The 24947-nt window shown below is 72.3% G+C and carries 20 protein-coding genes; 8 read left to right on the forward strand and 12 right to left on the reverse strand.

Annotated elements, in window-relative coordinates; all coding sequences use genetic code 11:
• Genes ACWDAG_RS37680 through ACWDAG_RS37690 form a run of 3 tightly spaced genes read right to left on the reverse strand, consistent with a single transcriptional unit; the run spans window position 1 to window position 3770 of the window.
• Window positions 1-396, reverse strand: coding sequence for a DUF742 domain-containing protein (locus ACWDAG_RS37680; RefSeq protein ID WP_450700070.1), 396 nt, complete (start codon window positions 394-396; stop codon window positions 1-3).
• Window positions 397-405: 9 nt separating this feature from the next.
• Window positions 406-843, reverse strand: a complete 438-nt coding sequence (locus tag ACWDAG_RS37685) for a roadblock/LC7 domain-containing protein (RefSeq protein ID WP_030946644.1) — start codon at window positions 841-843, stop codon at window positions 406-408.
• A complete protein-coding gene (locus ACWDAG_RS37690) occupies window positions 840-3770 on the reverse strand; it encodes a nitrate- and nitrite sensing domain-containing protein (protein WP_450700071.1) in 2931 nt (976 codons plus the stop codon). Before ACWDAG_RS37690 ends, ACWDAG_RS37685 begins: the two co-directional genes overlap by 4 nt.
• 414 nt (window positions 3771-4184) lie before the next feature.
• Between ACWDAG_RS37690 and ACWDAG_RS37695 the strand changes: the two genes are divergently transcribed.
• Window positions 4185-4727: a hypothetical protein gene (locus ACWDAG_RS37695; RefSeq protein ID WP_450700137.1), complete on the forward strand. Its 543-nt coding sequence runs from the start codon at window positions 4185-4187 to the stop codon at window positions 4725-4727.
• A 25-nt stretch (window positions 4728-4752) separates the two neighbouring features.
• On the opposite strand, the gene ACWDAG_RS37700 is transcribed toward ACWDAG_RS37695, so the two are convergent.
• The 4 genes from ACWDAG_RS37700 to ACWDAG_RS37715 form a co-directional block, all read right to left on the reverse strand.
• Entirely contained in the window at window positions 4753-9396 is a 4644-nt protein-coding gene (locus ACWDAG_RS37700; RefSeq protein ID WP_450700072.1) for a hypothetical protein, read from the reverse strand.
• 37 nt (window positions 9397-9433) lie between these two features.
• Window positions 9434-10324: a hypothetical protein gene (locus ACWDAG_RS37705; protein ID WP_450700073.1), complete on the reverse strand. Its 891-nt coding sequence runs from the start codon at window positions 10322-10324 to the stop codon at window positions 9434-9436.
• 31 nt (window positions 10325-10355) lie between these two features.
• The gene (locus ACWDAG_RS37710; RefSeq protein WP_450700074.1) at window positions 10356-11882 is read right to left on the reverse strand and encodes a hypothetical protein; all 1527 of its coding nucleotides are present in this window, start codon (window positions 11880-11882) and stop codon (window positions 10356-10358) included.
• A 102-nt stretch (window positions 11883-11984) separates the two neighbouring features.
• On the reverse strand, window positions 11985-12680 hold the full coding sequence (locus tag ACWDAG_RS37715; RefSeq protein ID WP_450700075.1) for a GntR family transcriptional regulator: 696 nt from the start codon (window positions 12678-12680) through the stop codon (window positions 11985-11987).
• Between the two features lie 174 nt (window positions 12681-12854).
• On the opposite strand from ACWDAG_RS37715, the gene ACWDAG_RS37720 reads away from it, so the two are divergent.
• From ACWDAG_RS37720 to ACWDAG_RS37740, 5 genes are read left to right on the forward strand one after another with little or no spacing between them, the layout of a single operon-like run.
• Window positions 12855-14150 (forward strand): MFS transporter, encoded by a 1296-nt coding sequence (locus tag ACWDAG_RS37720; RefSeq protein ID WP_450700076.1) that lies wholly within the window; start codon window positions 12855-12857, stop codon window positions 14148-14150.
• A complete protein-coding gene (locus ACWDAG_RS37725) occupies window positions 14147-14968 on the forward strand; it encodes a putative hydro-lyase (RefSeq protein WP_450700077.1) in 822 nt (273 codons plus the stop codon). The genes ACWDAG_RS37720 and ACWDAG_RS37725 overlap by 4 nt, the downstream gene beginning before the upstream one ends.
• Before the next feature lie 17 nt (window positions 14969-14985).
• Window positions 14986-15744, forward strand: a complete 759-nt coding sequence (locus tag ACWDAG_RS37730) for a LamB/YcsF family protein (protein WP_450700078.1) — start codon at window positions 14986-14988, stop codon at window positions 15742-15744.
• Complete coding sequence (locus tag ACWDAG_RS37735) at window positions 15741-16358, forward strand: 5-oxoprolinase subunit B family protein (protein ID WP_450700079.1); 618 nt, start codon at window positions 15741-15743, stop codon at window positions 16356-16358. Before ACWDAG_RS37730 ends, ACWDAG_RS37735 begins: the two co-directional genes overlap by 4 nt.
• A complete protein-coding gene (locus ACWDAG_RS37740; protein WP_450700080.1) occupies window positions 16355-17233 on the forward strand; it encodes a 5-oxoprolinase subunit C family protein in 879 nt (292 codons plus the stop codon). The genes ACWDAG_RS37735 and ACWDAG_RS37740 overlap by 4 nt, the downstream gene beginning before the upstream one ends.
• A gap of 67 nt (window positions 17234-17300) precedes the next feature.
• Here ACWDAG_RS37740 and ACWDAG_RS37745 read toward each other — a convergent pair whose 3' ends face one another.
• The 5 genes from ACWDAG_RS37745 to ACWDAG_RS37765 form a co-directional block, all read right to left on the reverse strand.
• Window positions 17301-18149 carry an SGNH/GDSL hydrolase family protein gene (locus ACWDAG_RS37745; RefSeq protein WP_450700081.1) on the reverse strand — a complete coding sequence of 283 codons (849 nt, stop codon included), beginning with the start codon at window positions 18147-18149 and terminating at the stop codon, window positions 17301-17303.
• Window positions 18146-19303 (reverse strand): glycosyltransferase, encoded by a 1158-nt coding sequence (locus ACWDAG_RS37750; RefSeq protein WP_450700082.1) that lies wholly within the window; start codon window positions 19301-19303, stop codon window positions 18146-18148. Before ACWDAG_RS37750 ends, ACWDAG_RS37745 begins: the two co-directional genes overlap by 4 nt.
• Window positions 19300-20445: a glycosyltransferase family 4 protein gene (locus ACWDAG_RS37755; RefSeq protein ID WP_450700083.1), complete on the reverse strand. Its 1146-nt coding sequence runs from the start codon at window positions 20443-20445 to the stop codon at window positions 19300-19302. Before ACWDAG_RS37755 ends, ACWDAG_RS37750 begins: the two co-directional genes overlap by 4 nt.
• A 186-nt stretch (window positions 20446-20631) precedes the next feature.
• Window positions 20632-22050, reverse strand: coding sequence for a HEAT repeat domain-containing protein (locus ACWDAG_RS37760; protein WP_450700084.1), 1419 nt, complete (start codon window positions 22048-22050; stop codon window positions 20632-20634).
• 301 nt (window positions 22051-22351) lie between these two features.
• Window positions 22352-22744, reverse strand: a complete 393-nt coding sequence (locus ACWDAG_RS37765; RefSeq protein ID WP_450700085.1) for an ankyrin repeat domain-containing protein — start codon at window positions 22742-22744, stop codon at window positions 22352-22354.
• A gap of 260 nt (window positions 22745-23004) precedes the next feature.
• Here ACWDAG_RS37765 and ACWDAG_RS37770 point away from each other — a divergent pair, with 260 nt between their 5' ends.
• Together ACWDAG_RS37770 and ACWDAG_RS37775 are read left to right on the forward strand one after the other, a co-directional pair.
• Complete coding sequence (locus ACWDAG_RS37770) at window positions 23005-23199, forward strand: hypothetical protein (protein ID WP_099934012.1); 195 nt, start codon at window positions 23005-23007, stop codon at window positions 23197-23199.
• 40 nt (window positions 23200-23239) lie between these two features.
• Window positions 23240-24919 carry an ATP-binding protein gene (locus tag ACWDAG_RS37775; RefSeq protein ID WP_450700086.1) on the forward strand — a complete coding sequence of 560 codons (1680 nt, stop codon included), beginning with the start codon at window positions 23240-23242 and terminating at the stop codon, window positions 24917-24919.
• Window positions 24920-24947 lie beyond the last annotated feature (28 nt).

The raw sequence follows: 24947 nt of genomic DNA on the forward strand, positions 1-24947 counted from the left end.
TCACAGTGCCCGGAGGCCGTTGATCACGTCGCGCAGAATACTCTCGTCCGGCAGTTCGGCAGGGGGTACCGGCCGCGTCACATGGACGAATTCCCGGGCGACGAGGTCACCGACCAGGACGCGCACCACTCCGATCGGCAGGTCGAGTCCGGCGGCGAGTTCGGCGACCGACTGGGGGGCTTCACGGCACAGTTCGACGATGTCCACGTGTTCCGGGGACAGGGTCGCGTCGGCATCCGGATCGTCCGCCTGGGGCTCCGTGACGACCACCGCGATCAGGTCGAGGCGGTGCTGGCCCGCGCTGGTGGTGCGGCCGCGCGTCATCGCGTACGGACGGACGACCGGACCGGCTTCGTCGTCGAACCAGTGGCTTCTTCCCTGACCGTCAGAGCTCATGACATCCCACTACCCGCCTGCGGGCAGATCGGTGCGCGGAGCGGCCCCCAGATGCACTCCGACCCGCTTGACGAGGAGCGTCATCTCATAGGCGACCTGGCCGACGTCCGAGTCGGCGTCCGAGAGGACGGCCAGGCAGCTGCCGTCGCCGGCGGCCGTCACGAAGAGAAAGGCATCGTCCAGCTCGACGACGGTCTGCCGGACGTTGCCGGCCTCGAAATGCCGGCCCACACCCTTGGCCAGGCTGTGGAATCCGGAGGCGACGGCGGCGAGGTGCTCGCTGTCCTCCCGGGTCAGGTCCTTGGACACGCCCGTCGGCAAGCCGTCGCCGGAGAGCACGAGGGCTTTGCGAATGCTCGCCACACGGTCCACCAGATCGTCCAGGAGCCAGTTGAGCTCCCCGGACCTGCCGGTGTCGGTGTGGCCGCTCGCCTTCGGTGCGGTCATCGACCGTCCCCCTTTGTCGTTCGTTGTGGTGCTGTGCCGCTGTGGGCGTCGTCGCCCGCGGCGTTCTCGTCACGGCCGCGCTGCCAGCCGCGCTGGAGCGAGGCCATACGGCTGCGTACCTCGTCGGCGTCCCGCTCGACGAGCTCCGGGCCGTTCTCCGTGCGCCGCTGCGCGCTCTGCTTCAGCTGCGGAGCCAGGTTGGCCTGCCGTACACGCCGGGGCAGCGGGCCCGCGCCGGGGCCTGTTTCCTGCGGTGCGGTGCCGGGACGCGGGCCGGCGGCGTCCTGGCCGCTCGGTGCGATCGCGGTGGGGCGGCTGCGCATGGGCAGGGCGGGGGGCTGCGAGCTCCCGCCGCGGCCCCCTGTTTCGGGTGCCGCGGATGGGGCGCGCTCAGCAGGCCGGTCGGCCCCGCCGGTGCCCGGGCGCAGCGGTGAGGCACCGCGCCGCCGGGTCGGCAGTGGGGGCGCCGACTCCTGGTCGAACCGGCTCGCGCCCCGCCCGGTCGGCGGCTCTTCGGCCCGGCGGCGGGAGGGCAATGGTGCGGCGGCTTCCGGGTCAGGGCGTCCTGCACCCGTCGGCGGCTCGTCGGCGGGGTCCTCGCGCCACGATCGTTGCTCGTTGACCGGGCGTCCGTGCGAGCTGACCAGCTTGGGCGTGCGGCGGCGGGGCAGCGGGACGGGCGCGCCCGTGTCGTCGTCGGTGTCGCCACGGGCCGGTTCGCGGAGATCGGGCTCGCCATGGAGGCGACCGCCGCCGGCGCCGGTGGTCTCGTCCTGCGCGAGCGCGATGGAACGGCGGGGGCGGAAGAGCCCGCCGCGTTCGCTGTCCTCGTCGTCGAGCGCGCCGGGGAAGTCCTCGATGGCGTCGAGGTCGACCGGTGCCTCCAGTTCGACCGGGCCGTCCAGGATCCCGGCGGGCAGACCGGGAAGCTGCGCCGGCGGCCGGGAGAGCGCGTTGCCCGGCCGCTCCTCGAGCTCGGCCTCCTTCGAGTGGTGGGGCCGGTCGAGACGGAAGCCGATGCCGTTGGTGTCCGGGACGTCGTCCGTCAGCAGCGCGTCGGGGACGAACAGCACGGCGGTGGTGCCGCCGTAGGGGGACGGCTGAAGGGAGACTCGGACGTTCTGCCGCTGGGCGAGCCGACTGACCACGAACAGTCCGAGCCGGTCGGTGTCGGACAGCTCGAACTCCGGTGTCTCGGCGAGCCGGAGGTTGGCGTCGAGGAGGGCGTCGGCCGCCATGCCGAGGCCGCGGTCGTGGATCTCCAGGGTGAAGCCGTTGGCGACCCTCTCGCCCAAGACCTGGACGGCCGTGTGCGGCGGAGAGAACACCGTGGCGTTCTCCAGGAGTTCCGCCACGAGATGGGTCAGGTCGGCCACGGCCGGGCCGGTGACGGCGATGCGCGGCAGGCGGCGGACCTCGATGCGTTCGTAGTCCTCGACCTCGGCGACGGCGGCCCGGACGACGTCCATGAGCTGGACGGGCTTGCGCCACTGCCGGGAAGGTGCGGCGCCGGAGAGGATCACGAGACCCTCGGCGTGCCGCCGCATACGGGTGGTCAGATGGTCGAGGCGGAACAGGTCGGCGAGTTCGTCGGTGTCCTCGGTCCGGCGTTCCATGGTGTCGAGCAGGGTGAGCTGCTTGTGCAGCAGTACCTGGCTGCGGCGGGCGAGGTTGACGAACACCTCGGAGACCCCGGCGCGCAGTTCGGCCTGTTTGACGGCGGCTTCGACGGCGGCACGTTGCAGGGTGTTGAGGGCCTGACCGACCTCGCCGATCTCGTTCTTGTCGTACTCCAGGCGGGGGACCTCGGTCTCCACGTCGACCTGTTCGCCCGCGGACAGGCGTCGCATCACGCTGGGCAGCCGCACACCGGACGCCTCGTGGGCCTCCAGGCGCAGTTGGCGCAGGTCGCGGATGAGAGTGCGGCCGATCCGCGCCGAGACCACGAGCGAGAGCACCACGGCGACCAGGCCCAGGACGCCGGCGACGGCCGCCTTGACGATGACGTTCATCGCGACCGGTTGCTCGCGGTCCTGCAGGCGGTCGCCGGCCTGGTCGTCGAGGGCGGCGAGTTGGGTGAGGACGCTGTCCGCGTCGGCGTCCCAGCTCTTGGCGCTGACCGAACGGGGCGTACCGGCGCCCGAGTCGATGACGGACTGCTCCGCCGAGCGGAGCGGGGCGGAGGCGGCGTTCTTCCAGAACCGGTCGTAGCGTGCACGCTCGGCCGACGGCAGCACCGGCAGGCTGATGTCGTACAGCTGGGTGCGCTGCGCGACCAGGTCGGAGACCTCGCGGACCTCCTCGCGGGTGAGTTTGCCGACCACCAGGGAGGAGCCGAGCAGGGCGTCCTCCCGGGAGAGGAGTTCGCGGGCACGGGTGATGTTGACGAGGGCGCGGGTCTGCCGGTCCATCTCCACGTTGTCGACCCCGTCGAGGGCGGCCAGGAAGGCATAGCAGGGGTCCACAAGGCGGTTGTAGAGGTGGAGGGCCTCGGCACGGCTCACCGTGCCCTGCTCAGTGCTGCTGCGCAGGGAGTCGACGCCGTTGAAGGCGTCCAGGACGGCGGTGAGGCGTTCGTCGTCGCCCGCGTTCAGTCCGTCGCGGACGTCGGGGTCCTTCGCGTTCTTGCGGACCTTTGCGATGGCCACGTCGGTGGCGCGGCGGGTGCTGCGGAGCGCGGCGAGCGCGTCCGAAGCCCGCGGGTCGGCGAGATAGACGAGGGTCTGGCGGCGTTCCTGCTGGAGGACGCGGACGGTGTCCTCGATGGGATAGCCCATGTCCTTGACCGCCGTGGACACCTGGAACAGCTGAGTGACCGCCCGTCCCGTGAGCACCGTGGCGAATCCCCAGATCGCGGTGAGGGACACCAGCGGCACGAGAAGCAGCGCCACGATCTTCCGGCGGATCGACTTCCCGCGAAAGCGCATGGCCTCCCCCAGCTCGACCCCCTCCGGGGGGTACACATGTGCGTCAACAAACGGCGCGAGCCTACTACCGACGCACAGTTAACTCGAAGACCCGTCCGGAGGACGAACTTCCGCACCGGACCGGCGAGATGGGGAGTTGTCCGGGCATTGCAGGAGATTGCAGCCCGCATTCGGGCGGCGACCGCCGGTGCGGAACCGATAAGCGTGGCCGGTCAGTTGGCCAGAATTTTTCGTTTCCTGGGAATCTTCGGGCCGCGTCGTTCGTCCTTCTCTTCGGGAAATGGGGGCGGAATCGGCCACACGAGCCGCATCCCGCAACCGGGCGGCGTAAAACAGCGCAAGCCGGGCAGCCACTGGGGAGCCGTGTGTTCGGACACGGACGGGGGTCTGCTGGCGGTGGGGAGTGACACGTTGATGGGCACGGCGGAGCGGCACGAGACGCCCACGGCGGGCGATGCGGCGCACCTGACGGTGCAGCGGAGCCCCGAGGCACTGGATCACGACATTCCGGCGCGCAGGGGCGGGCCCGGCCCCGCTGGGCGCGCCACGGCTGAAGAGCAGCCGCAATCACGACCCTTGTGGATCGAGGAGCCCGCCAGGCGGCGCCGCATGCCCGATCCGGTGCGTACGGCCGCGGTACGGGCGGTGCTGATCATCGCCGTGACGCTGATCCAGGCGATGGTGGCGTTCCTGTGCACTCTGGCCGGATCATGGCTGGCGTTCCCCATGATCGTCAGCAGCGTGGCAAGCACCGTGGCGGCGACGTGGGGTGCGCTCGACGTCTGGGTGACCCGCCAGGTGTGGAACCAGCGCAATGGCGTGGTGTCGACCCCGAGCAGCACCGCCCGTGCCCTGCGGCGCGAGCGGCGAAGGGCACGGCGGCAGGGACGGGCTGCGGAGCGGGCCCAGAAGCGCATACAGCGGCGGGGCGGGGCAGGGCAGTTGTCGCACCCCTGACAGAGCCGAGTGGTGCCCCGATCGCTCACCCCTGAGGGTTTGCAGATGCAGGGCGTTTGAACATCCGTGTCGCCGTGATCTCGCTGTGCACCGCCTCCCCCGCCTGGGGCTGCTGAGGCAGTCCGGGGCGGAGGTGTTCCTCCACGTTGATGTACTTCAGGCCGGCGCGCAGGTCGGCATCGTTCCGCAGCCGGATCACCAGCGGGAACTCCGCCAACGCCGTCGTGTCGAACAGGCCGGTCGTGTAGAGGAGTTGGACACCCAGCGCATCCGACACGGCCCGCTGCAGCTCCAGCAGATAGGTCGCGTTGGCACGGCCGATGGGGTTGTCCAGGAACAGCGTGCCCGCGTGGCGGTGCTTGTCACGGCCCCGGTCGTTCGAGCGCAGCGCGGCCATCGTGCAGTACAGGGCGATGGCCGCGGTGAGCAGCTGACCGCCGGAGAACACGTCGCCCATCTGTCCGACGGGCACCCGCTCGGCGCGGAGCACGGCATCCGGCTTGAGGATCTCGACGGCGACGCCCTTGGGCTGGAGTGCCGCGCCCACGCCCCGCAGCAGCAGGGACATGCCGTCGCGTCGCAGGTCGGAGTTCTTCTTCACGGCCGCCCGGGTAGCCTCGTCGATGACCTCACCGAGCCGCTCGGTGAGCGTGGCCTGGTCGGGCTCCTCGAAGCGGATGCGCAGGAACTCCTGCCCGGACCACTCGCCGAGGCCTTCCGGCAGCCGGGACAGCCGCTGGGCGGAGCGCAGAGTCGCCAGCGCCGACTCCACGAGCCCGCGCAGCCGGTCCACGATCGAGTCCCGGTTCCGCTCCAGCTGCGCCAACTCGTCGGTGAGGACGCGCAGTCGGGGCGCGAACGCGTCCGCCCACTTCTGGGCGTGCTCGGGCAGCGCGGAGGCGGGCAGCTCGCGGATCTGCTGCCGCGCCGGGGTGCGGACCTGCTCGTAGCGGGTGGAGTTGGCATGCCGCACCAGCACATCGCTCGCCTCGCGTACTGCGGCCTCGGCGGCCGACAGGTCGGCGGCGCAGCCGCGCAGGGAACGGCGGGCCTCCGCGGCGGACTGCCGGGCCTCCTCCAGGCTGCCGGGATACGGCTCCGGTTCCTCCTGCTCCTCGTCCAAGGCATGCTCGCGCAGCAGGTCGCGGAGCATCGCGGCGATCTCGTCGAAGCCGCCGGCTGCGTCCTCGGCGGCGCGGTGGGCGTCGAGGAGCTCGGCGTGTGCCTCGCGGGCCTGGCTCAACGCCTCGGTGCGAGAGGCGAGTTCGGCGGTCGCGGTGCGCAACAGGGCCTGTGCGTGCTCGGCGTCGCGCGGCTGGAGCTCCTCGGGCAGCTCGGTGTGTGCCTCGCCGCCCTCGGGCGCGTGCCGCTCGGCCTCGCCGCGCAGCCGCCCGAGCTGCTCGCTCGCGGTCGACATGCGGGTCTCCAGGAGCTGCACCAGCTCCTCGGCCCGGGCGGCGGCCGCCTGCCGGGACGGCCCGTCGGACCCGTCCGGCGACTGCAGCAGCTGCTCCGCGCGCGTGCGGACCTTGTTGCTGAGGCGGTCCAGTTCGGCGCGGGCCGCGCTTTCGTCGCTCTCCGCGCGGGCCTGTTCGGCACGCAGATCGGCGCCGACGCCGACCTTCTCGTAGAGCTGGGAGGCGGCGCGGTAGGCCTCACGGAGTGCGGGCAGCGACGACTTCGGTGCCGCTTCGTCGTCCTCGGGCACGTCGTCGGGGGCGCCCGCGATCTCCGCGCGTTCGGCGCGCAGTGCCCGTGCGGTGCGGCGGGCGTCGTCGGCGGCGCGCTGGGCGCCGCGGCGGTCCTCGTCGGCGGCCCGGGCGCGCTCCAGGCAGGCCTGGGCGCGGGCCTCCGACTCGATGCCGTCGTCGGCCAGTTCGCGCAGTTTGACCTGCCAGCCGGCCCGTTCGCGCAGCCGGAAGGCGAGCCCGGCGAGGGCGTCCGCGGCGCGCCGGGCCTTCTGCGCCGCTTCCTGCCGCTCGTCCCGCAGCTGCGCGGCCTCGGCGGCCACCTCGTCGGCCTCGGCCCGCACCGAACGCGCCTCGGTCAGCTCGGCTTCGGCCTCCTCGGCGAAGACTCGCGCGTCATGCGCCGCCTGGGCCAGCTCGACGAGCCGACCCGCCGGGCAGCCGGTACGCCAGGAGGTGAGCCGCGCCGCCAGCTCGCGGTCCTTGCCGAGGCGCGCGGCGAGCGTCCTGATCTCCTCGTCCCGCTCGGTCGCCCGCGCGCGCAGCGCCTGCCGCTCCTCGTCCGCGGCGTGCTCGTCGTGCATCGCGGGGTTCGGCGGCACGAGGAAGACACTGCTGTCACCCGAGTCGGCGGCCGGGGTGGGGGCCAGCAGAGCGGCGGCCGTACCGACGGCCACGGCGGACCGCGGCAGCAGCGCCGCCTCGCTGAGGGCCTCGCGGGCGCGGGCGTGTGTGTCGGGATCGGTGATGATCACGCCGTCGACCAGCTCCGGCCGTGCCGCCAGCACGCGCGCGTGGTCGGCGGGGTCCACGGCCTGGGCCAGATAGCGCCAGCCTGGCAGGGCCGGGATGCCGTGCTCGCCCAGGAACTCCACGGTGGCCAGCACGTCCGGCCCGGGCGGCAGCAGCCCGCCGTCACCGAGCGCGCCGAGGATCCGAGCATCGTCGGCCGCGGCTGTCCGCAGCTCGAAGAGCTGCCGCTCGGCAAAGGACACGGAGTCGTCGAGCAGCTCACGCAGTTCGTCGGCGAAGCGGTCGAGCTCCTCGGGGGTGAGGGCGGCCTCGTCGCTGTCCGTGTCCTGGCGGGGGTGCGGGACCGACGGCCGTCCGTCCGGGACCGATGGCCGGGTGTCCTTGCCGGACAGGTTCAGCAGCTCCGCCAGTCGCTCCTCGGCCGCCAGCGCCTCGGCGATGCGGCGCTCGGACTCGTACGACCGCTGCGTCGCCGTCGCCGCGTCCGCCGCGCGGGCGGCCGTCAGCTCGGCCCGGGACTCGGCGGAGGCCGCCTCGCGCGCGTGCTCCGCCGCCTTGTGGGAGGCCTCACGCGCGGTGTCCCAGGCGGCGACCGCGGTCTTCTCGGCGTCGCTGGCCGCGAGGGCGGCGCGGGCCGGGTCGGCGTCGGGTGCGCTGTCGTCGAGCCATCCCGCGCGAACCGCCTCGGCGGTCTCCTGCTCGACCTCGGTCAGGCGCTGCCGCAGATGCCCGATCTCGCTGCGGGCTCGCTGCGCCTCCGTGGCGGCGGCGGTCGAGTCCCGGTAGGCGGCCTCACCGACCTCCTGCAGCGCGGCGGACCGCTCCTCCTCCTCGTTGGCGAGGCTCTCGGCGCTCTCCGCGGCCGCGTGCAGGGCCCGTACGAGATCCACGGCGGCCTTGGCCCGGGCGGCGAGCGCGGGAGCCGCGTCCCGTTCGGCCTCCTGGATGGCCGCGGCCACGCGCGCGACGCGGTCGGCGGCGGCGCGGTGGCGCAGCACCGCCTCGGCGGCCTGCCAGGCGGAGTGCAGGGTGCGCGCGTCGGCAAGTTCGCGCTTCTGCCCGGCGGCGGACTTCTCGGCGGCGGCGAGCGCCAAGGAGGCGTTCCGGTAGGCGAGTTCAGCGGCGATCAGTGCGCCGCGCTCACGGGCCGCCTCGGAGTGGGTGACCGCGTATGCGGCGGCGGTGACGCGCTGGGCGAGGTCGGCGGCCCGGACCCTCTCCTGTACGCCACGCGCCGACAGCCGCCGCGCCAGTGTGCGGGTTCGGCGCTCGGCGCCGGCGTGGATGTCACGCGCGCGTGCACGGGCCTCGGCGGCCTCCACGATCCGTCCGAGCAGATCCACCGACCCGGCGGTGAAGTCCCGTTCGGCGATCAGCTCGGCCCGGCGGCCCAGCTTGTTGCCGAAGCCGCTGACGAGGTCGGCGAGCCCGTCGGTGTCCCGGGTGTCGGTCACGGCGCGCAGCAGCAGGTCGGTGAAATCGGAGTCCTTCTTGACCGCGAAGAGGCCGGCCGCTTCGCCCTCGTCGGCGTTCATCTCCCGCTGGTAACGGAAGAGTTCGGGGTCGAGGCCGAGGTCGCCGAGGTGTTCGATCCACCGGTCGTGGATCTCCTCCCAGTGCACCTCCAGATGCGGATACGCCTTGCCGGCCTCGGTGAGGGCGTCCCGGAAGCCCTTCATGGTGCGCCGGCGGCCCTGCGCGCCCGACTGGCCCTCGACGACCGGCCGTACGGCGGTGGCCTCGGCGACGGGCAGGTTGTCCAGGGACAGCCCCGGGCCGGGCCGGAAGGAGTACCAGGCCTCGGCGAACTTCCGCGGGTCGTTGGAGACTTGCCGTCCGCGCCACTCGCTGACCTTGCCGACGACGACGCATTCGCCGGTCAGTGTGTGCTGCCACTCCAGGGCGACGTGCCCGCAGTCGTCGGCGAGCAGGAACTTGCGCAGCACGCCGGAGCTGGCGCCGCCGAGGGTGTTGCGGTGACCCGGCAGCATCACCGAGAAGATCAGCTTCAGGAGCACCGACTTGCCGCCGCCGTTCTCCAGGAAGAGCACACCGGCGGGCGCCGGGCGGCGCGGCGGGCCGACGGGCTCCTCCTCGAAGAACTCCGCCTGGGTGGGCGCGGGGTCGGGCACGGGCTCGCCCACACCCCGCAGGTCAAGCACGGTGTCGGCATAACGCGCACCGGCTGGACCGATGGAGTAGAGGCGGACCCGGGACAGCTCGTACATGGCGGACTCTCGTAAGTCTTCGGCAGGTCGGGGAAGTTCAGGAGTGCGACGGCGCGTGGAACGGCAGTCCGGCGTCGGCTGCCAGCTCCAGGTCGTCGGTGTCCTCGGGCGGTAGCAGCGTCGGGGTGCCGTCGGTCACCGGGACCACGCCCAGCTCCAGCAGCTCGGCCATCGCGGCGCTGCCCGCCATGTCGCGCACCTGGAGCTGATAGCGGGAAGTCGTCCGGTACGTGCCGCCGTTGTCGTCGCCGGTGCGCTGCAGGAATCCGGAGTCGGTGAGGAATGCGGCCGCCTTGCCGACGATGCCGGTGGTCGAGCCGGCGAGCCTGCGCGCGTCCTTGGTGGCACCGGCCGCGCTGCGTCTCGCCCAGATCCGCCACGCGGCCTCGAGGCCGGGCGCGTCGGTGGCCGGGTCGGTGTTGTCGCCGTGTTCCTCGGCACGCTCCTCCAGACGGCGGCAGGCCTGCCGTACGAACGCGTCGACACCGTTGACCGTCACGCGCCCGATGTAGCCGTCGTCGGCGAGGTCCTCGGGGCGTGGGAACGCCATGGCGGCGACGGCGAGATGGGCCAGTCCGTGCAGGAAGCGGTCGCCGCCGTCGGCGGACGTGCGACGCGCGTAGTCGCCCATGCGGACGGCGAACACCGAATCCTCGGCGGCCGTCACGGCCATCCCCGCGCGCGGGGACACCTCCAGCACCACCAGGCCGAGCCCGGCGGCCACGGCGTCCGCGAGCCGCGCGAACGGCGGGTCCTCGCGGTAGCGGCGCAGCAGTTCGGCGTACTCCTGGTCCCGCGCGGGCTGCAGCTTGGGCTGCAGCCCGAAAGCGACGAGCCGCGCCGCGTCGGCGGCGTCGGCGGGGGTGACGGCGGCGGTCGCCGACGGGGCCGGGGCCTCCGTCTCACTCCACTCGACGTGCTCACTCACTGCTCGGGCTCCTTGTCGCGCTCCAGCTCACTCATGCTGCTTCCGTCCGGTCCGCCGCCATCCCCGCCGCGTCCAGCAGGGCCGTGCCGACGATGAGATCGGCTCCGCCGAACTCGGGATCGTCCAGCTCCGTCCCGTCGTCCACGGCGAACAGCAGCTTCTCCTCGCCCTGGCGGTATGCGGTACCGACCGCCGGACTGGCCGCGTGCACCGCCAACAGGGCCACCAGATACGGCAGATCGGGATCCTGTCTCCGGGCTTCGGCCAACAGCCCCGACAACCGGCGCGGCGCATCGGCGGGCAGGTCCAGCAGCTCGGTCGCCGCCGCCAACTGCTCCTCGCTGAACCGGCTGTCGTCCGGCGTCGCGATCAGGTCCGGCTCGGGCATCTCCGCGCCCAGGTGCTCCCGCTCCACCGGCGGCGTCAGCAGTATGTCGACGAGGTCGCCCACCCGCACGGACACCGGCGTACGCAGTCCGGTGCCCCGGGCGAAGAAGGCGTCCGTGACCCGGACGGCCTGCTCCAGCGGCAAAGGCAGCACGGGGGCGAGGAGGTGCCCGTACAGGTCGATTCCGGACGACGTCATGGGCGTCGCGAACGCCTGCCGGTCCTGCTCGGCGCGGAACAGCGGCCCGGCCTCCAGCAGCCGGGACTGCAGCTGGGTGTGCCTGCGGATGCAGTCCTTGACGATGTCCACGAGCTCGGCCGCGCGCCGCTTGTGCTCGGCGTCCTCGGTCTCGTCCCGGGCCTTGCGGATGTTGGTGAGGATCGCGTTCTCGTGCCGGTACCGGTCGGCGACGTGGTCCAGCGCCTCGGCGATCATGTCGGGCACGGAGTTGAGCCAGTCCACCGCCCGGACGTTGCGCCGCGTCGCGTCCAGGGCTCTGCGCAGGGTTTCCGAGTACTGCACGGTCCGGTAGCGGGCCTGTTCGGCGGCGAGCTGGGCGTCGGCGAGGCGGCCCCGGTTGATCAGGACCTCCAGTTTGACCTCGGCGGCGATCTGCGCGCTGGTGACGTCCGTGTCCAGGGCGCCGACCAGGACGTTCACCGCCTCGTCCGTCGTACGGAGGTAGACCGTGCCGCCCGGACCCGGCACCTCCTCGATCAGCTTGAAGTCGTAGTCACGTCGGACATAGCTGCCGTCGGTCGTGAACGTCCCGTAGACGGCCCGGAAGCCGCGGTCGACGCTGCCGACATTGATCAGGTTCTCCAGGACCCAACGGGCCACGCGCTCGTGCTCGGCGACGGGCCGCTGCGGGGCCTGGGCGGCGATGCGCGGGATGAGCCGGGCGACTATCTGGTCGTGGTCGGCGCCCGTGTCGAAGTCCATGTTCAGGGTGACCAGGTCGATGGCGGCCAGCGCCACCTCCGCCATGCCGTACACCGAGTACTCGCCGGCGAGGTTGGCCTTGCGCGCGTCGAGGTCGTGCAGCGGCGCGGTGCAGGCGAGCGCGCGCAGGCGCCGCGCCAGTCCCTCGTCGGCGGCCGGGCCCGGTGCGGGGCGCGGCCCCGCGCTGAGCTGGGGCGGAACGCTGTCCGTCGATGCAGGCGAAGTCACGGTGCACAGACTAGGTCCTCGGTCTGACAACGACCCAAACGACGGAGATGGGTACAGGCGTCACGGTTGTCACACCGATGCAACCGGCGCTCTTCCGTCCCGCTACCCGTCCTCGCCGACCCGTCGCCGGTACACCTCGACGACCCGCTCCAGCGAGTCCTCGAGGTAGACCTCCAGCAGCTTCTCGGCCTCCGGCCGATCCCCGGCCTCCAGTGCCTGGAGGATCTGCCGGTTGCGCGTGAGGTAGGGCTCGTGCAGCCGCCGCGGGTCGTCCACGATGTGGAAGGCCAGGCGCAGTTCGGCGAAGACGCTGCGCATCAGTTCGTCGGTGCGGGCGCTGCCGGCGAGGGCCACCAGCTCCCGGTGGAAGTGGATGTTGGCGGTACCCACGCTTTTCCAGTCACCTTCGCGCGCCGCCCGCTGCCCCTGCTCGACGACCTCGGCGAGCGCGTCCAGGCTGTACGGCGGCTCGCCGAGCCCGCGGACGACGGCGCACTCGACCAGGCGGCGGGTGCGGTAGATGTCCTCGACGTCCTCGACGGTCAGGACCCGCACGAAGACGCCCCGGTTCAGCTCGTGGACGAGCAGACGCTCGTGCGTGAGCAGCCGGAACGCCTCACGCAGCGTGTTGCGGGACACCCCGAGCGCCCCTCCGATGCTGTCCTCCGACAGCCGGGTTCCGGGCGGGAAGAACCCCTCCGCGATACGGCCCCTGAGGATGTCCGAGACCCGCTCGGCGGTGCTGGTGCGCCCCAGGAGAGCCCGGTCGTCGGCCAGTCCTGTCAGCTGCTCTGCCATGCCCGGAATTCAATCGCAGATACAAGAACGAAACAACATAGGTATTGAAGGATCGTTCAACGATCCTCTACCTTGCTACGAACGGCGCCGTCTCCCGCCCGGGCGCCGACATCTCCTCCCGCATGGCACGGCTCACTCCTGAAGCACCCTCCGTCCTCCCACTGCGAGGTGCCCATGAGCACGACCCCTCCACCCCAGGCCCTGACCGAACAGCCCGGAACCGACGAACACGCCCTCGACGACGGCGCGTTGGGCTGGCTGCGCGTCCTCGGTCCCCGCGGCCGCCGTGCCTTCGCAGGCGCGTTCGGCGGCTATGCCCTGGACTCGTACGACTACTTCACGCTGCCTCTGAGCATGGTCGCGCTGGCCGCGTACTTCGGCCTGGACAGCGGCCAGACGGGCCTTTTCACGACGGTCACGCTCGTGGTCTCCGCGGTCGGTGGCGCCGTCGCGGGGGTGGTGGCGGACCGGGTCGGCCGGGTCAAGGCGCTGATGATCACCGTGATCACCTACGCGGTCTTCACCGTGGCCTGCGGCTTCGCGCCCAACTACGAGACGCTGCTGGTCTTCCGCGCTCTGCAGGGCCTCGGTTTCGGTGGTGAGTGGGCGGTCGGCGCGATCCTCGTCGCCGAGTACGCGAGCGCCAGACACCGGGGCCGTACGCTCGGCGCGGTCCAGAGTTCGTGGGCCGTGGGCTGGGCGCTGGCCGCGGTCGTCTACACCCTGGTCTTCTCGTTCGCCGGCAACGATCTGGCCTGGCGCATCATGTTCTGGACGGGCGCGCTGCCCGCACTGCTGGTGATCTGGATGCGCCGCCGGGTGCACGACGCCCCGGAAGCGGCCGCCGTACGCGAACAGAGCACGCAGAAGGGCTCGTTCACAGCGATCTTCAAGCCCGGCCTGCTGCGCACGACAATCTTCGCCGGACTCCTCTCCACCGGCGTCCAGGGCGGCTACTACACGCTCGCCACCTGGGTACCGACATACCTGAAGACCGACCGCGGCCTGTCGGTCGTCGGCACCGGCGGCTATCTGACGTTCCTGATCTCCGGCGCCTTCCTGGGCTATCTGACCGGCGGCTACCTCACCGACCGGCTGGGCCGCAGGCGTAACATCTGGCTGTTCGCCCTGCTTTCGGCCGTCTGCATCCTGGCGTACGCGAACATCCCGCACGGTGCCAACACCGTGCTCCTGGTGCTCGGTTTCCCGCTCGGGTTCTGCATGTCGGCGATCTTCAGCGGCTTCGGGTCCTACCTGAGCGAGCTGTACCCGACGGCGGTACGGGGCACGGGACAGGGCTTCACGTACAACACCGGGCGCGCCGTGGGCGCCGTCTTCCCCACCACCGTCGGCTTCCTGGCCGACAGCTGGGGTGTGGGCGGCGCGCTGGTGTTCGGTGCGATCGGCTACGGCCTCGCGGCGCTGGCGCTGCTGGGGCTGCCGGAGACCCGTGGGAAGGAACTCGCGTGAACCGTACGGAAGACCGCCCGCTGACCGTTGTCGACGAGCACGCGCACGCGTGGAGCCCGAAAGCCGCACGGGCCCGCTTCCGGGAGGGACTCAGCGGACCGACCGCGGGGGTCGCGGCCGGACACACCCAGGTCAACCTGATCTCGGTGCCCGCCGACTGGGCGTACGACATGCTGCTGTTCTGCCAGCGCAACCCCAAGCCCTGTCCGGTGCTCGACGTGACGGACGCCGGTTCCGTCACGACGGTGCTTGCGGACGGCGCGGACCTGCGCACCGATCTGCCGCGCTACCGGGTGTGGCAGGACGGCGAGTTGGTGGACGAGCCGAAGGACGTCCGCGCGCACTGGCGTGAGGACCTGGTGTCGTTCCTGATCGGCTGCAGCTTCACTTTCGAGTGGGCGCTGGCCGAGGCGGGCGTGCCGATCCGCCACGTCGAGCAGGGCCGCAACGTCCCGATGTACGTGACGAACCGTCAGTGCCGTCCGGCGGGGCGGCTGCAGGGACCGCTGGTGGTGTCCATGCGGCCGGTGCCGCCGCAGCACCTGGCGGCGGCGATCCGGGAGAGCAGTCTGCTCCCGGCGGTGCACGGCAGCCCCGTGCACTGCGGCGCCCCTTCAGGGCTGGGCATCGACGATCTCGGCCGCCCCGACTTCGGCGACCCGGTGGACCTCGAACCGGACGACATCCCGGTGTTCTGGGCCTGCGGAGTGACCCCGCAGGCTGCGGTGATGGCTTCGCTCCCACCGTTCGCCATCACGCACGCACCCGGCCAGATGTTCCTGACCGACGCCCGCGACGAGCAGTACCGCGTGGCCTGAGAGAAACACGAAGGATCATGACCTCGATCGATCTGAACGCCGACCTCGGCGAGGGGTTCGGCCGCTGGCAGCTGACCGACGACGAGCAGCTGCTGTCCGTCGTCACCAGCGCCAACGTGGCCTGCGGCTTCCACGCCGGGGACGCGGCCACCATGCGGCGGGTGTGCGAGCTGGCGGCCGAGCGCGGCGTCCGGATCGGCGCCCAGGTCTCCTACCGGGATCTGGCGGGGTTCGGGCGGCGCGCGATGGACGTGCCGCCCGCGGAGCTCGCGGCCGAGGTGGCCTACCAGATCGGCGCGCTGGAGGTCTTCGCGCGCGCGGCGGGCACGCGCGTGTCGTACGTCAAGCCGCACGGCGCGCTCTACAACCGCGTCGTGCACGACGAGGAGCAGGCCGCGGCGGTCGTGGACGGCGTACGCGTCGCCGACGCCTCGCTGCCCGTGCTCGGCCTGCCCGGCTCGCGCCTGCTGGAGCTCGCCGGCAAGGCGGGTCTGCCGGCGGTCACGGAGGCCTTCGCGGACCGTGCGTACACCCCGGAGGGAACGCTCGTGCCACGCGGTCACGAAGGCGCCGTGGTCACCGACCCGGAGGCCGTGGTGGAGCGCTCGGTGGGCCTGGCCCGGTTCGGCACGGTCACCTCGCACTCCGGTGAGCGCGTCGACGTACGCGCGCGTTCCCTGTGCCTGCACGGGGACACGCCGGGCGCCGTCGAACTGGCCCGGCGCGTCCGGGAACGCCTGCAGGAGTCGGGGATCCGGGTGGAGGCCTTCGCATGAGGGCGCTGCCCGTCGGGGACAGCGCGCTGCTCGTCGAGGTGTCCTCCGGGGACAAGGCCCAGGCCCTGCACGCGGAGCTGCTGCGGCGGCGCGCGGAGGGCCTGCTCACGGTGCGCGAGATCGTCCCCGCGGCCCGCACCGTCCTGCTCGACGGCCTCGACGACCCGGTCCGTCTGGCTTCCGAACTGACCGCCTCCGAGGTACCCCCTGTTCCCCCTCGCGAGCAGGCGGTCGTGGACATCCCGGTGCGCTACGACGGTCCCGACCTGGCCGACGTCGCCGCCCACTGGGGTGTCGGCGAGCAGGAAGTGGCCCGCATCCACGCGGCCACCGAGTTCAGGGTCGCCTTCTGCGGGTTCGCCCCGGGCTTCGGCTACCTCACCGGCCTGCCGCCGCTGTACGACGTCCCGCGCCGGGCCACCCCGCGCACGGCCGTCCCGGCAGGTTCGGTGGCGCTGGCGGGCCCGTACACGGGCGTGTACCCGCGCTCGTCGCCGGGCGGCTGGCAGCTGATCGGCCGCACGGACACCGTGCTGTGGGACCACGCGCGCGTACCGGCCGCGATGCTGTCGCCCGGCACGCGCGTGCGCTTCGTCCCGGTGGGGCGCCCATGACCGACCGCGCACTCGTCGTCGTACGAGCCGGAGCGCTCACCACCGTGCAGGACCGGGGACGCCCCGGCCACGCCCACCTCGGCGTGCCCCGCTCCGGTGCGCTCGACGGCTCCGCGGCTGCCCTCGTCAACCGGCTGGTCGGCAACCCGCCCGAGGCGGCCGTCCTGGAGACCACGGTCAACGGCTGTGCCCTACGGCCGCGTTCGACGGTCACGATCGCGGTCGGGGGTGCCCCCTGCCCGGTCAGGGTGAACGGGCGGGCGGTCGCCTGGGGAGCGCCGGTGGGTGTGCCGGCCGGTGCGCTCCTGGAGGTCGGCACCGTCGTCTCCGGAGTCCGCAGCTATGTGGCCGTCTCCGGTGGCATCACGGTCGAGCCGGTGCTCGGCAGCCGCTCCACGGACCTCCTGTCCGGCCTCGGTCCGGCACCCCTCACAGATGGCAGCGTGCTGCCCCTGGGAGCTCCGCAACACTTCCACGCGCGCGTGGACGTCGCCCCACAGCCCGCGCCTCCGACCGAACTCGTCCTCCGAGTGATGCTCGGCCCACGCGACGACTGGTTCACGCGGAAGGCAGTGCACACGTTCATGTCTCGCTCATACCGGGTCTCCCCTGCCAGCAACCGCATCGGCCTGCGCACGGAGGGCCCTGCCCTGGAGCGAGCCCTGCCGGGTGAACTCCCCAGCGAGGGAATGGTGCTGGGCGCGGTCCAGGTCCCGCCGGACGGCAGACCGGTCGTCTTCCTGGCCGACCACCCGACCACGGGGGGCTACCCAGTGATTGCGGTCGTCCGTCCACAGGACCTCCCAGCCGCAGCCCAGGCGGCGCCGGGAACACCGGTCCGCTTCGTAGCGATGCGCACACGCCAACGCTTTTAGGGGCGCGGGGAACTGCGCGACCAGCCACAACGGACCCGCAGCGACCCACCGGGCTCCCCGCGCAGCGCTACGCCGCATCGGGCTGCTCCACCACAGAAACGGCGGCCAAAGCCGCCGATACCGCCGCAGCCGCCCGCAGATCCAGCCGCGCACTCGTCCCCCGCACCCGGTGCCGCATCTCGTCCGCGGCCAGGCCCAGCAGCTGCGGCAGCAGATCGGTGCACCGCCGTGCCACCCATGCCGTACCCGCCGTGGCCAGCCACAACAGGCTCGCCGACCGTGTGGGCACGGGGAACTCCGGCTCGGGCGACGGCGCGTTGCCCGTCGCACGGTCCGCTTCCGCCAGCAGCGAGTGGAAACGGACGGCCAACTGCCGGTGCCCCTGTTCGCCCGGGTGCAGCTTGTCCGCGCTCCACATCGCTCGGTCGGTGATCCAGGCTTCCTCGGCCGCATGGAGGTGGACGGCCCCGTAGCGGTCGGAGAGCGCGTGCACCACCCGGTTGACCGCCCGTTGCCGCCGGGCCAGCGGACGGGCCAGGGAGCCGGGCAGGCCGAGCATCGAACCGGGGTCGGGCAGACAGGCCGTGAGCAGGGTCGCGCCCTGCTCGGTGAAGGCGGCGTAGACCTTGTCGAGCCGTTCGGCCACGGCGTGGATGTCGAAGGTGCAGCGCAGGGTGTCGTTGACGCCGATGACCACGGACACCACGTCCGGCCGCAGGGCGAGCCCGGCCGGTGTCTGCTGCTCCAGCACCTCCCGGGTCTGGGCGCCGCTGACGGCGAGGTTGGTGAACTCCACGGGCTCCTCGGCGAGCCCGCCGGCGAGCAGCGCGGCCCAGCCGCGCCACCCGTCGGCGACGGGATCCCCCACGCCCTCGGTCAGCGAGTCCCCGAGGGCGACGAAACGGACCGGTCTCATGCCACGCCTCCGGGCACGAAACGACGCACCGGTGCGGGCGCGTCATGTGCGGCGAGAAACGCATCCACCGCCGTGTTCCACCCGAAGCACTCCGCACGCGCGCGTGCGGTCTCGCGCCGCTCCCGCTCGGGGAGTGCGAGCAGCATCTCGACGGCGTCCGCGAAGGCCTCCCCGTGGTCCGCGGCGACGGCTCCGGCGGATCCGATCACCTCGGGCAGCGCGGAGGACGTGCTCACCACCACGGGCGTGCCGCAGGCCATCGCCTCCAGCGCGGCGAGCCCGAAGGTCTCGGCGGGACCGGGTGCCAGGCACACGTCGGCGGAGGCCTGGAGGGCGCCGAGCGCGCCGCGGTCGGAGACGTGCCCTAGGAAAGTGACCGGCAGCCCGCGCTCCCGCGCCCGCTGTTCGAGCCGCGGCCGCAGCGGCCCGTCCCCGGCCACCACCAGCACCGCCCGCCTGCCCCGCCGCAGCAGCGCCTCGAGGGCGTCCAGCGCCGTGCCGGGCCGCTTCTCCACGGACAGCCGGGTGCACGTCACGAGCAGCGACTCGTCCACGCCCGCGTAGCGTGCACGAAGCCCCGGGTCGCGCAGCGCGGGATGCCGCTCGACCAGGTCGACGCCCAGCGGGGCCCGTACGACATTGCGGGCGCCGATCCGCACGAACTCCCGCTCGGCGAACTCGGTGGTGCACACCACGCGCGCGTACGTGTGTGCCGTACGCACGTTGAGGGCGTCGGCGGCGCGGCGGGCCGCACCCTCCGGCAGCCCCCAGGTGCGCAGGACGCCGTCGGCGGTCTCGTGGGAGACCATCACGGCGGGGATGCGGGCGCGCCGCGCCCACTTGCCGGTCCAGCGCAGGGTCGTACGGTCGGAGACCTCCAGACGGTCGGGCGCCAGCTCCTCCAGGAGCCGGGCCACGCGCCGCTTGTCGGTGAGCACGCGATATCCGCCCGTGCCGGGCAGCAGCGGCCCGGGCAGGGTGATGACGCGCCCCTGCTCGGTGTCGCGGTCGTCGGCGCGTTCGCCGGGGACGATGAGCACGGGCTCGTGTCCTGCGGCCTTGAAGCCCTTGCCCAGTTCGCGCAGGGCGGTGCGCAGACCCCCGGAGGAGGGGGCGACGAAGTTCGCGAGTCGCACGATCCGCAACGAGGTCATGCCGCCACCGCCGTCTTCTGCCGGGCGGCGAGCACGTCCGCGTAGTGTCCGATGAGCTGATCGCCCACGGCGGCCCAGGTGCGTCCTTCGACGGTGGCGCGCGCGGTGGCGCCGAAGCTGATCCGCTGCTCCGGGTCTGCGGCCAGGGACTGCACGGCGTCCCGTACGGCGTCCGCGTCATGGGGCGGCACCAGCAGGCCGGTGCGCCCGTGGGCGACCAGGTCGAGGGGGCCGCCGGCGGCGGGTGCGACGACGGGGACGCCGCTCGCCATGGCCTCCTGCACGGTCTGGCAGAAGGTCTCGAAGGGACCGGTGTGCGCGAAGACGTCCAGCGAGGCGTAGATCCGGGCGAGTTCGTCGCCGGTGCGGCGACCGAGGAAGACCGCGCCCGGCAGCGCCTCGGCGAGGCTCGGCTGGCTCGGGCCGTCGCCCACGACGACGACCTTCACTCCGTCCAGGCCGCAGACGCCGGCCAGGAGCTCGATGTGCTTCTCGGGGGCGAGCCGGCCGACGTAGCCGACGATCAGCTCGCCGTTCGGGGCGAGTTCGCGACGCAGGGCCTCGTCGCGCAGGTGGGGGCGGAAACGGACGGTGTCCACGCCGCGCTGCCAGAGCTTGACCCTGGGCACGTCGTGGGTCTCCAGGTCGTGCATCGAGGCGCTGGAGGGGGCGAGGGTGAGGTCGGCGGCGGAGTGGACGGAGCGGATGCGCCGCCAGGCCGCGGCCTCACCGGCGCCCATGTAGGTACGGGCGTATCCGGCCAGGTCGGTCTGGTAGACGGCGACGGCAGGCACGCCGAGGCGGGCGGCGACCGCCATGCCCCGGACGCCGAGGACGAAGGGGCTGGCCAGGTGGACGATGTCGGCCCGGTGCTCCATGACGGCCGCGGCCAGGCGGCGGCTGGGCAGGGCGACACGGACCTGGGGATAGCCCGGGAGCGGAAGGGAGGGGACACGGACGACGGGGCACGGCGCCTGGGCGTCGGGCCCGAGCCCGGCCCGCCCGACGAGGGCGGTGCTGGCCGGGGCGACAACGAGCGGGGAGTGACCGCGATCTACGAGGTGCCGGGCGGTCTGGAGCGCGCAGTGGGCCACGCCGTTCACGTCGGGGGGAAAGGATTCGGTCACGATGACGACACGCATACCGGTGTTCTCGCCGTACCGGACGTGGTCGCGTCAACGTGGATCTTTGCGAACGATGAACGTCCCGTGAGCGTTCCTTCGCACACCCGTGCAGGTCAGGCCCTGTCCATGACCGCCTGACCCGCGGGTCACCCGTTGTTCATCCGGGAGCCGTGATGCGGCCCGGCATACGCGTGCGTGGCCGGCTCAGACGGTGGGTCCGTCGGGTGCGATCCGACTTCGTACGGCGGTCTGCACTTCGGCTTCCTCGGCCGGATCGGCGGCGAGTCGGCGGAGCCGTTCCACGACCCGTGCGTCGCCGGTCTCGGCGTGCCGGGCGGCGATCTCGCGGGTGGTCTCCTCGCAGTCCCAGAGGCACTCGACGGCGAAGCCCGCCGGGAAGGAGGGATCGGTGGCGGCCAGTGCGCGGGCGGCCCGGCCGCGCAGATGGGAGGAGGCGGTTTCGCGATAGATATGGCGCAGTACGGGGGCGGCGCAGGCGATACCGAGCCGGCCGGTGCCGTCGACGAGGGTCCACAGGGTCGGGGCGTCCGGCCCTTCTCCTCGTACGGCTTCGCGCAAGGCTCCCAGGACGAGGTCCTTGTCCTCGGTTCCCCCGCGGCAGGCGAGCATGCGGCCCGCGGCGGCACCCAGGGGGTCGGGCCGGTGGGCCCAGCCGCGGGCCCGGTCGACGGCGGCGATGCTGCGCATCCGTTCGAAGGCTTCGACGGCAGCCTCCACCACGGCCGGTGAGCCGGCGAGTACGGCACCCTCGATCAGGTCGAGGGTGTCGGGATCATTGCTGTCGGCGAGATAGCGCAACGCGGTGCAGCGAGCTCCGTCTGTGCCGTCCTTGGCGGCCTGCACGATCTCGGGCCGGTCCTCGGGGCCGGCGACGGCGGTGAGGCAGCGGGCGGCCGGGACGTGCAGCGCGGCGCCCCGTTCGAGGCCCTGCTGGGCCCACTCGAACACGGCCTGCACGCTCCACCCCGGACGGGGCCCGGATGGTCGCATCTGGCGTTGCCAGCGGTCGAAACAGCCGGTCTCCTGGGCGGCACGCACACGCGTGGCGATCGATTCGCGCGGGTCCTCCGCCCACAGCCGCCACGGCCGGGGCTCGAAGGCGTCACGCACGACGGCGGCCAGTGCGGCCTCGCCCTCGGCGTCGGTGGCGAAACGGCCCAGCACGGGAGCCGCAAGGGCCCTCAGGCCGGCGTCGTCGTCGCGCAGCGCCAGTTCGTCGAGGGCCCAGGCCCAGTTGGAGCCGGAGGCGGCGTACCTGCGCAGCAGCGCGAGCGCGTCCCGCCTGCCGTAGGAGGCGAGGTGGCCGAGGACGGCCAGGGCCAGTCCTGTGCGGGACTCCTCGGTGTCGAAGACGTCCTCGACGTCGAAGAGGTGCGCCTCGATCTCGTCCAGCTCGCCGTTCAGGTCGAGGTAGAGACGGGCGTAGTAGAGGGAGCGGTTCTCCACCTGCCAGTCGTGGCGGGGGTCCCGCAGCACACAGTGGTTCAGCGCCGCGAGCGCCTCGGCGCGCGGGGCGGTGAGCGCGTGCAGTGTGCCGTCGCCGCGGCCCCGCTGGAGCAGGCCGAGCAGCGTACCGCTGGGCGCTATGACCGGATCGAACATGGGAAACAGCCTCACATCAAGCGTCGACGCAACCGGGGAACACGCACTACCTGGCCGCGTGACACAACGTCGGGGCGCCCGCCGTCTCTTGCTTGCTGTAGACCATCTTCCTCTGCCTCTCGTCAGTGGCCCTCGCGGACCGCATCACGGCCCGCGCGGTGCGGCAACACCTGCCCAGCCATCGCGTCCGTGAATCACGACGTCATGATGACTCGGCACTTCGACCTGCCGCGACCGAAATTTCGGCGGCCCTGTACCGCCTCCCCCGTTTTCTGTGTTCTTGCTGGTCAGAACATTCGGATCAGTGTGCGCCGAACAACTCGAGCAGTTCCGTCTTGCCGAACATCCGCGCCGTGTCGACGGCCGACGGGGTGCCCGCGGACGGATCGGCACCGCCCTCGAGGAGGGCCTTGATGACGTCCGTCTCACCCTTGAAGACGGCCCCGGCGAGCGGGGTCTGGCCCCGGTCGTTGATCCGGTCGCCCTCCGCGCCCCGGGCAAGCAGGGCGCGTACCGCGTCCGCGTGTCCGTGGTAGGCGGCGAGCATCACGAGCGAGTCACCGCGGTCGTTGGTGAGGTTGGCAGGCACACCCGCGTCGACGTACGCCACGAGCGCCTCGGTCTGCCCCTGCCGGGCCAGATCGAAGATCTTGGTCGCCAGCTCCACGACCTCGGGGTCGGGGGCTTCAGTCATCGGCCGGACCGCCTCTCAATACAACCGTTCAGGTGAATCGCCAGGGTACTGGCTTCCGCGGTACATGACCCGATGCGCCGGAGGTAAAGATCACCACAGACCAGGCAGGCCACGGGGATCCGGCTCGGTCGGACCGGGCCGGCTCGACCACTTGAGGGAAATCCGCCGATATTCACCCATTTGCACCTTTAATACTACCGATACATGCTGTGATCCTGGAAGTACTCATGGTGACTGTCCCCGTGAACCAGGAGAAAAAAATGATCCTGTCCATCTCCGGCGTGGTCCTCCTCGGCATCATCGTCTTCCTGTTCTTCCGCAAGGACGGCCTGAAGGCCTCGCACATGCTGGTCTCGGCCCTGTTCGGCTTCTATCTCGCGAGCACCGCGATCGCCCCGAGCATCAAGGCCGGCGGCGAGAGCCTCGCGAGTCTCCTCGGCGGCATCAAGTTCTGACGCCGCCCTTCCCGCCCGTACGCACCACCAGGAGAACGCAGTGGCCCGGCGCCCCCTCCCCCGCATCCTGAGCAAGGACAACGCGCAGATCGCCCGGATGCAGATCGCCCGGAGCCGGGAGCTGGCCCGGACGGCGGCCGACAGCGCCACCGACGTCCTCCACCCGCTGATCACGATCACCCGCGGGCTGCGCCGGCTGGCGGCGGCCGGGCGGCACAAGTGGGCCGACACGCCCAAGGACCGGCGTGGGCCGCTGCTGTTCCTGGTGGCCTCGGTGGTCCTGGTCGTGGCGCTCGTGCCGTACGGCCCACTGCTCGCCGTCATCGGCCTGATGACGGCGGCAGCCCTGCACGGCCGGAACCGCGAACCGGCGGCCCCCGAAGGGCCGGACGAGTCCCAGGTGCAGCGCCTCAAGTCGCTGTACGAGGCCCTGATCCCGTACTTCTCGATCGCCGAGGACCCCTCCCCGCTGTACGGTCACGGCGGCGAGTGGGAGAAGGCTTTCCCCGCGTACGAGTTCGACGAATCGGGGCGTGTCACCCGTCTCGTGATCCGCTACCCGGCGTACTTCACCGACGGCGAGGCCGAGTCCCGCGCCCGGATCGAGCAGCTGCTGTACGCCAAGTCGGGACGCGGCCGCGAGTACCACTTCGCCTGGGAGGAAGAGGGCAACGAGCTGACGGTCACGGTGCTGCCCCCGCTGCCCACCGATATCGCCGTCCAGCGATTCGTCACGGCGCCGGGCGAGACGGTCCTCGGTTTCACGGACCCCACCCAGGTCCAGCGCACGCTTCCCCTCACCTACGGCGGGGACAAACGTGACGTTCCGCCGGTCGTCTGGCGCACCGGCATCCGCTCCACCGAACCGCACCTCCTGATCATGGGCCAGCCCGGCAGCGGCACCTCGACCCTGCTGCGCTCCATCGCTCTGCAGGCGCTCCAGCACGGCGACGTCGTGATCGTCGAGGGCGGCACCGGCGAGTACGCGTGCCTGACCGGCCGGGACGGTGTTCTGGCCGTCGAGTGCGGCCTGACCGGAGCGCTGACGAGCCTCGAGTGGGCCGCCCTCGAGACGGAGCGCCGTCTGATCGCCGCGAACCGCGCGCGTCAGGCCGGTCAGCCGCCGCCGGAGGACACCAAGCGTCCGCTGTGGCTCCTCCTGGACCGCCCCAGCGCCTTCACCCATCTCGCCGCCGCGGACGGCCGCGAGGACCCGCAGTCCCTGCTCCAGGTCCCGCTCCGGCACGGCCGCGCGGTGAATGTGACGGTCGTGGTGGGCGAGCAGTTCGACCACGCCGAAGCGCTGAGCGACGACGTACGGCAGCACACGCGCGCGCGTGTCGTCCTCGGCCCCGCCACGGCGGAGCAGCTGTCAGGGGTCCTGGGTGCCCTTCCGCCCACGACTCCGGCCGCCGAGGTCCCGCCCGGCCGCGGTTACGCCCGTCTCGGCACCGGCCCGGTGCACCGGCTTCAGGTGCCGTCGACTCCGGACCCGTACGACGACACGGCGAGCGACACACACCGGAGGGCGGTGCTGGCTCTCCTGCCGCCGCGAACCACGCCCGTCGACCAGGAGTCCACCGAGGCCGAACCTGTCGGGTCCGAGCCTGTCGAAGCCGTGCCGGTCGAAGTCGTGCCCATCGAGGTCGTGCCCATCGACGAGGAGCCGATCGAGGCAAAACCAGTGCCCGCGGAGGCCATGGCGGCGGAAGCACAGTAGCTTCACCGCCGGACGCCACAGCCCCGGC

It is taken from the genome of Streptomyces sp. NPDC001157, assembly GCF_053598255.1.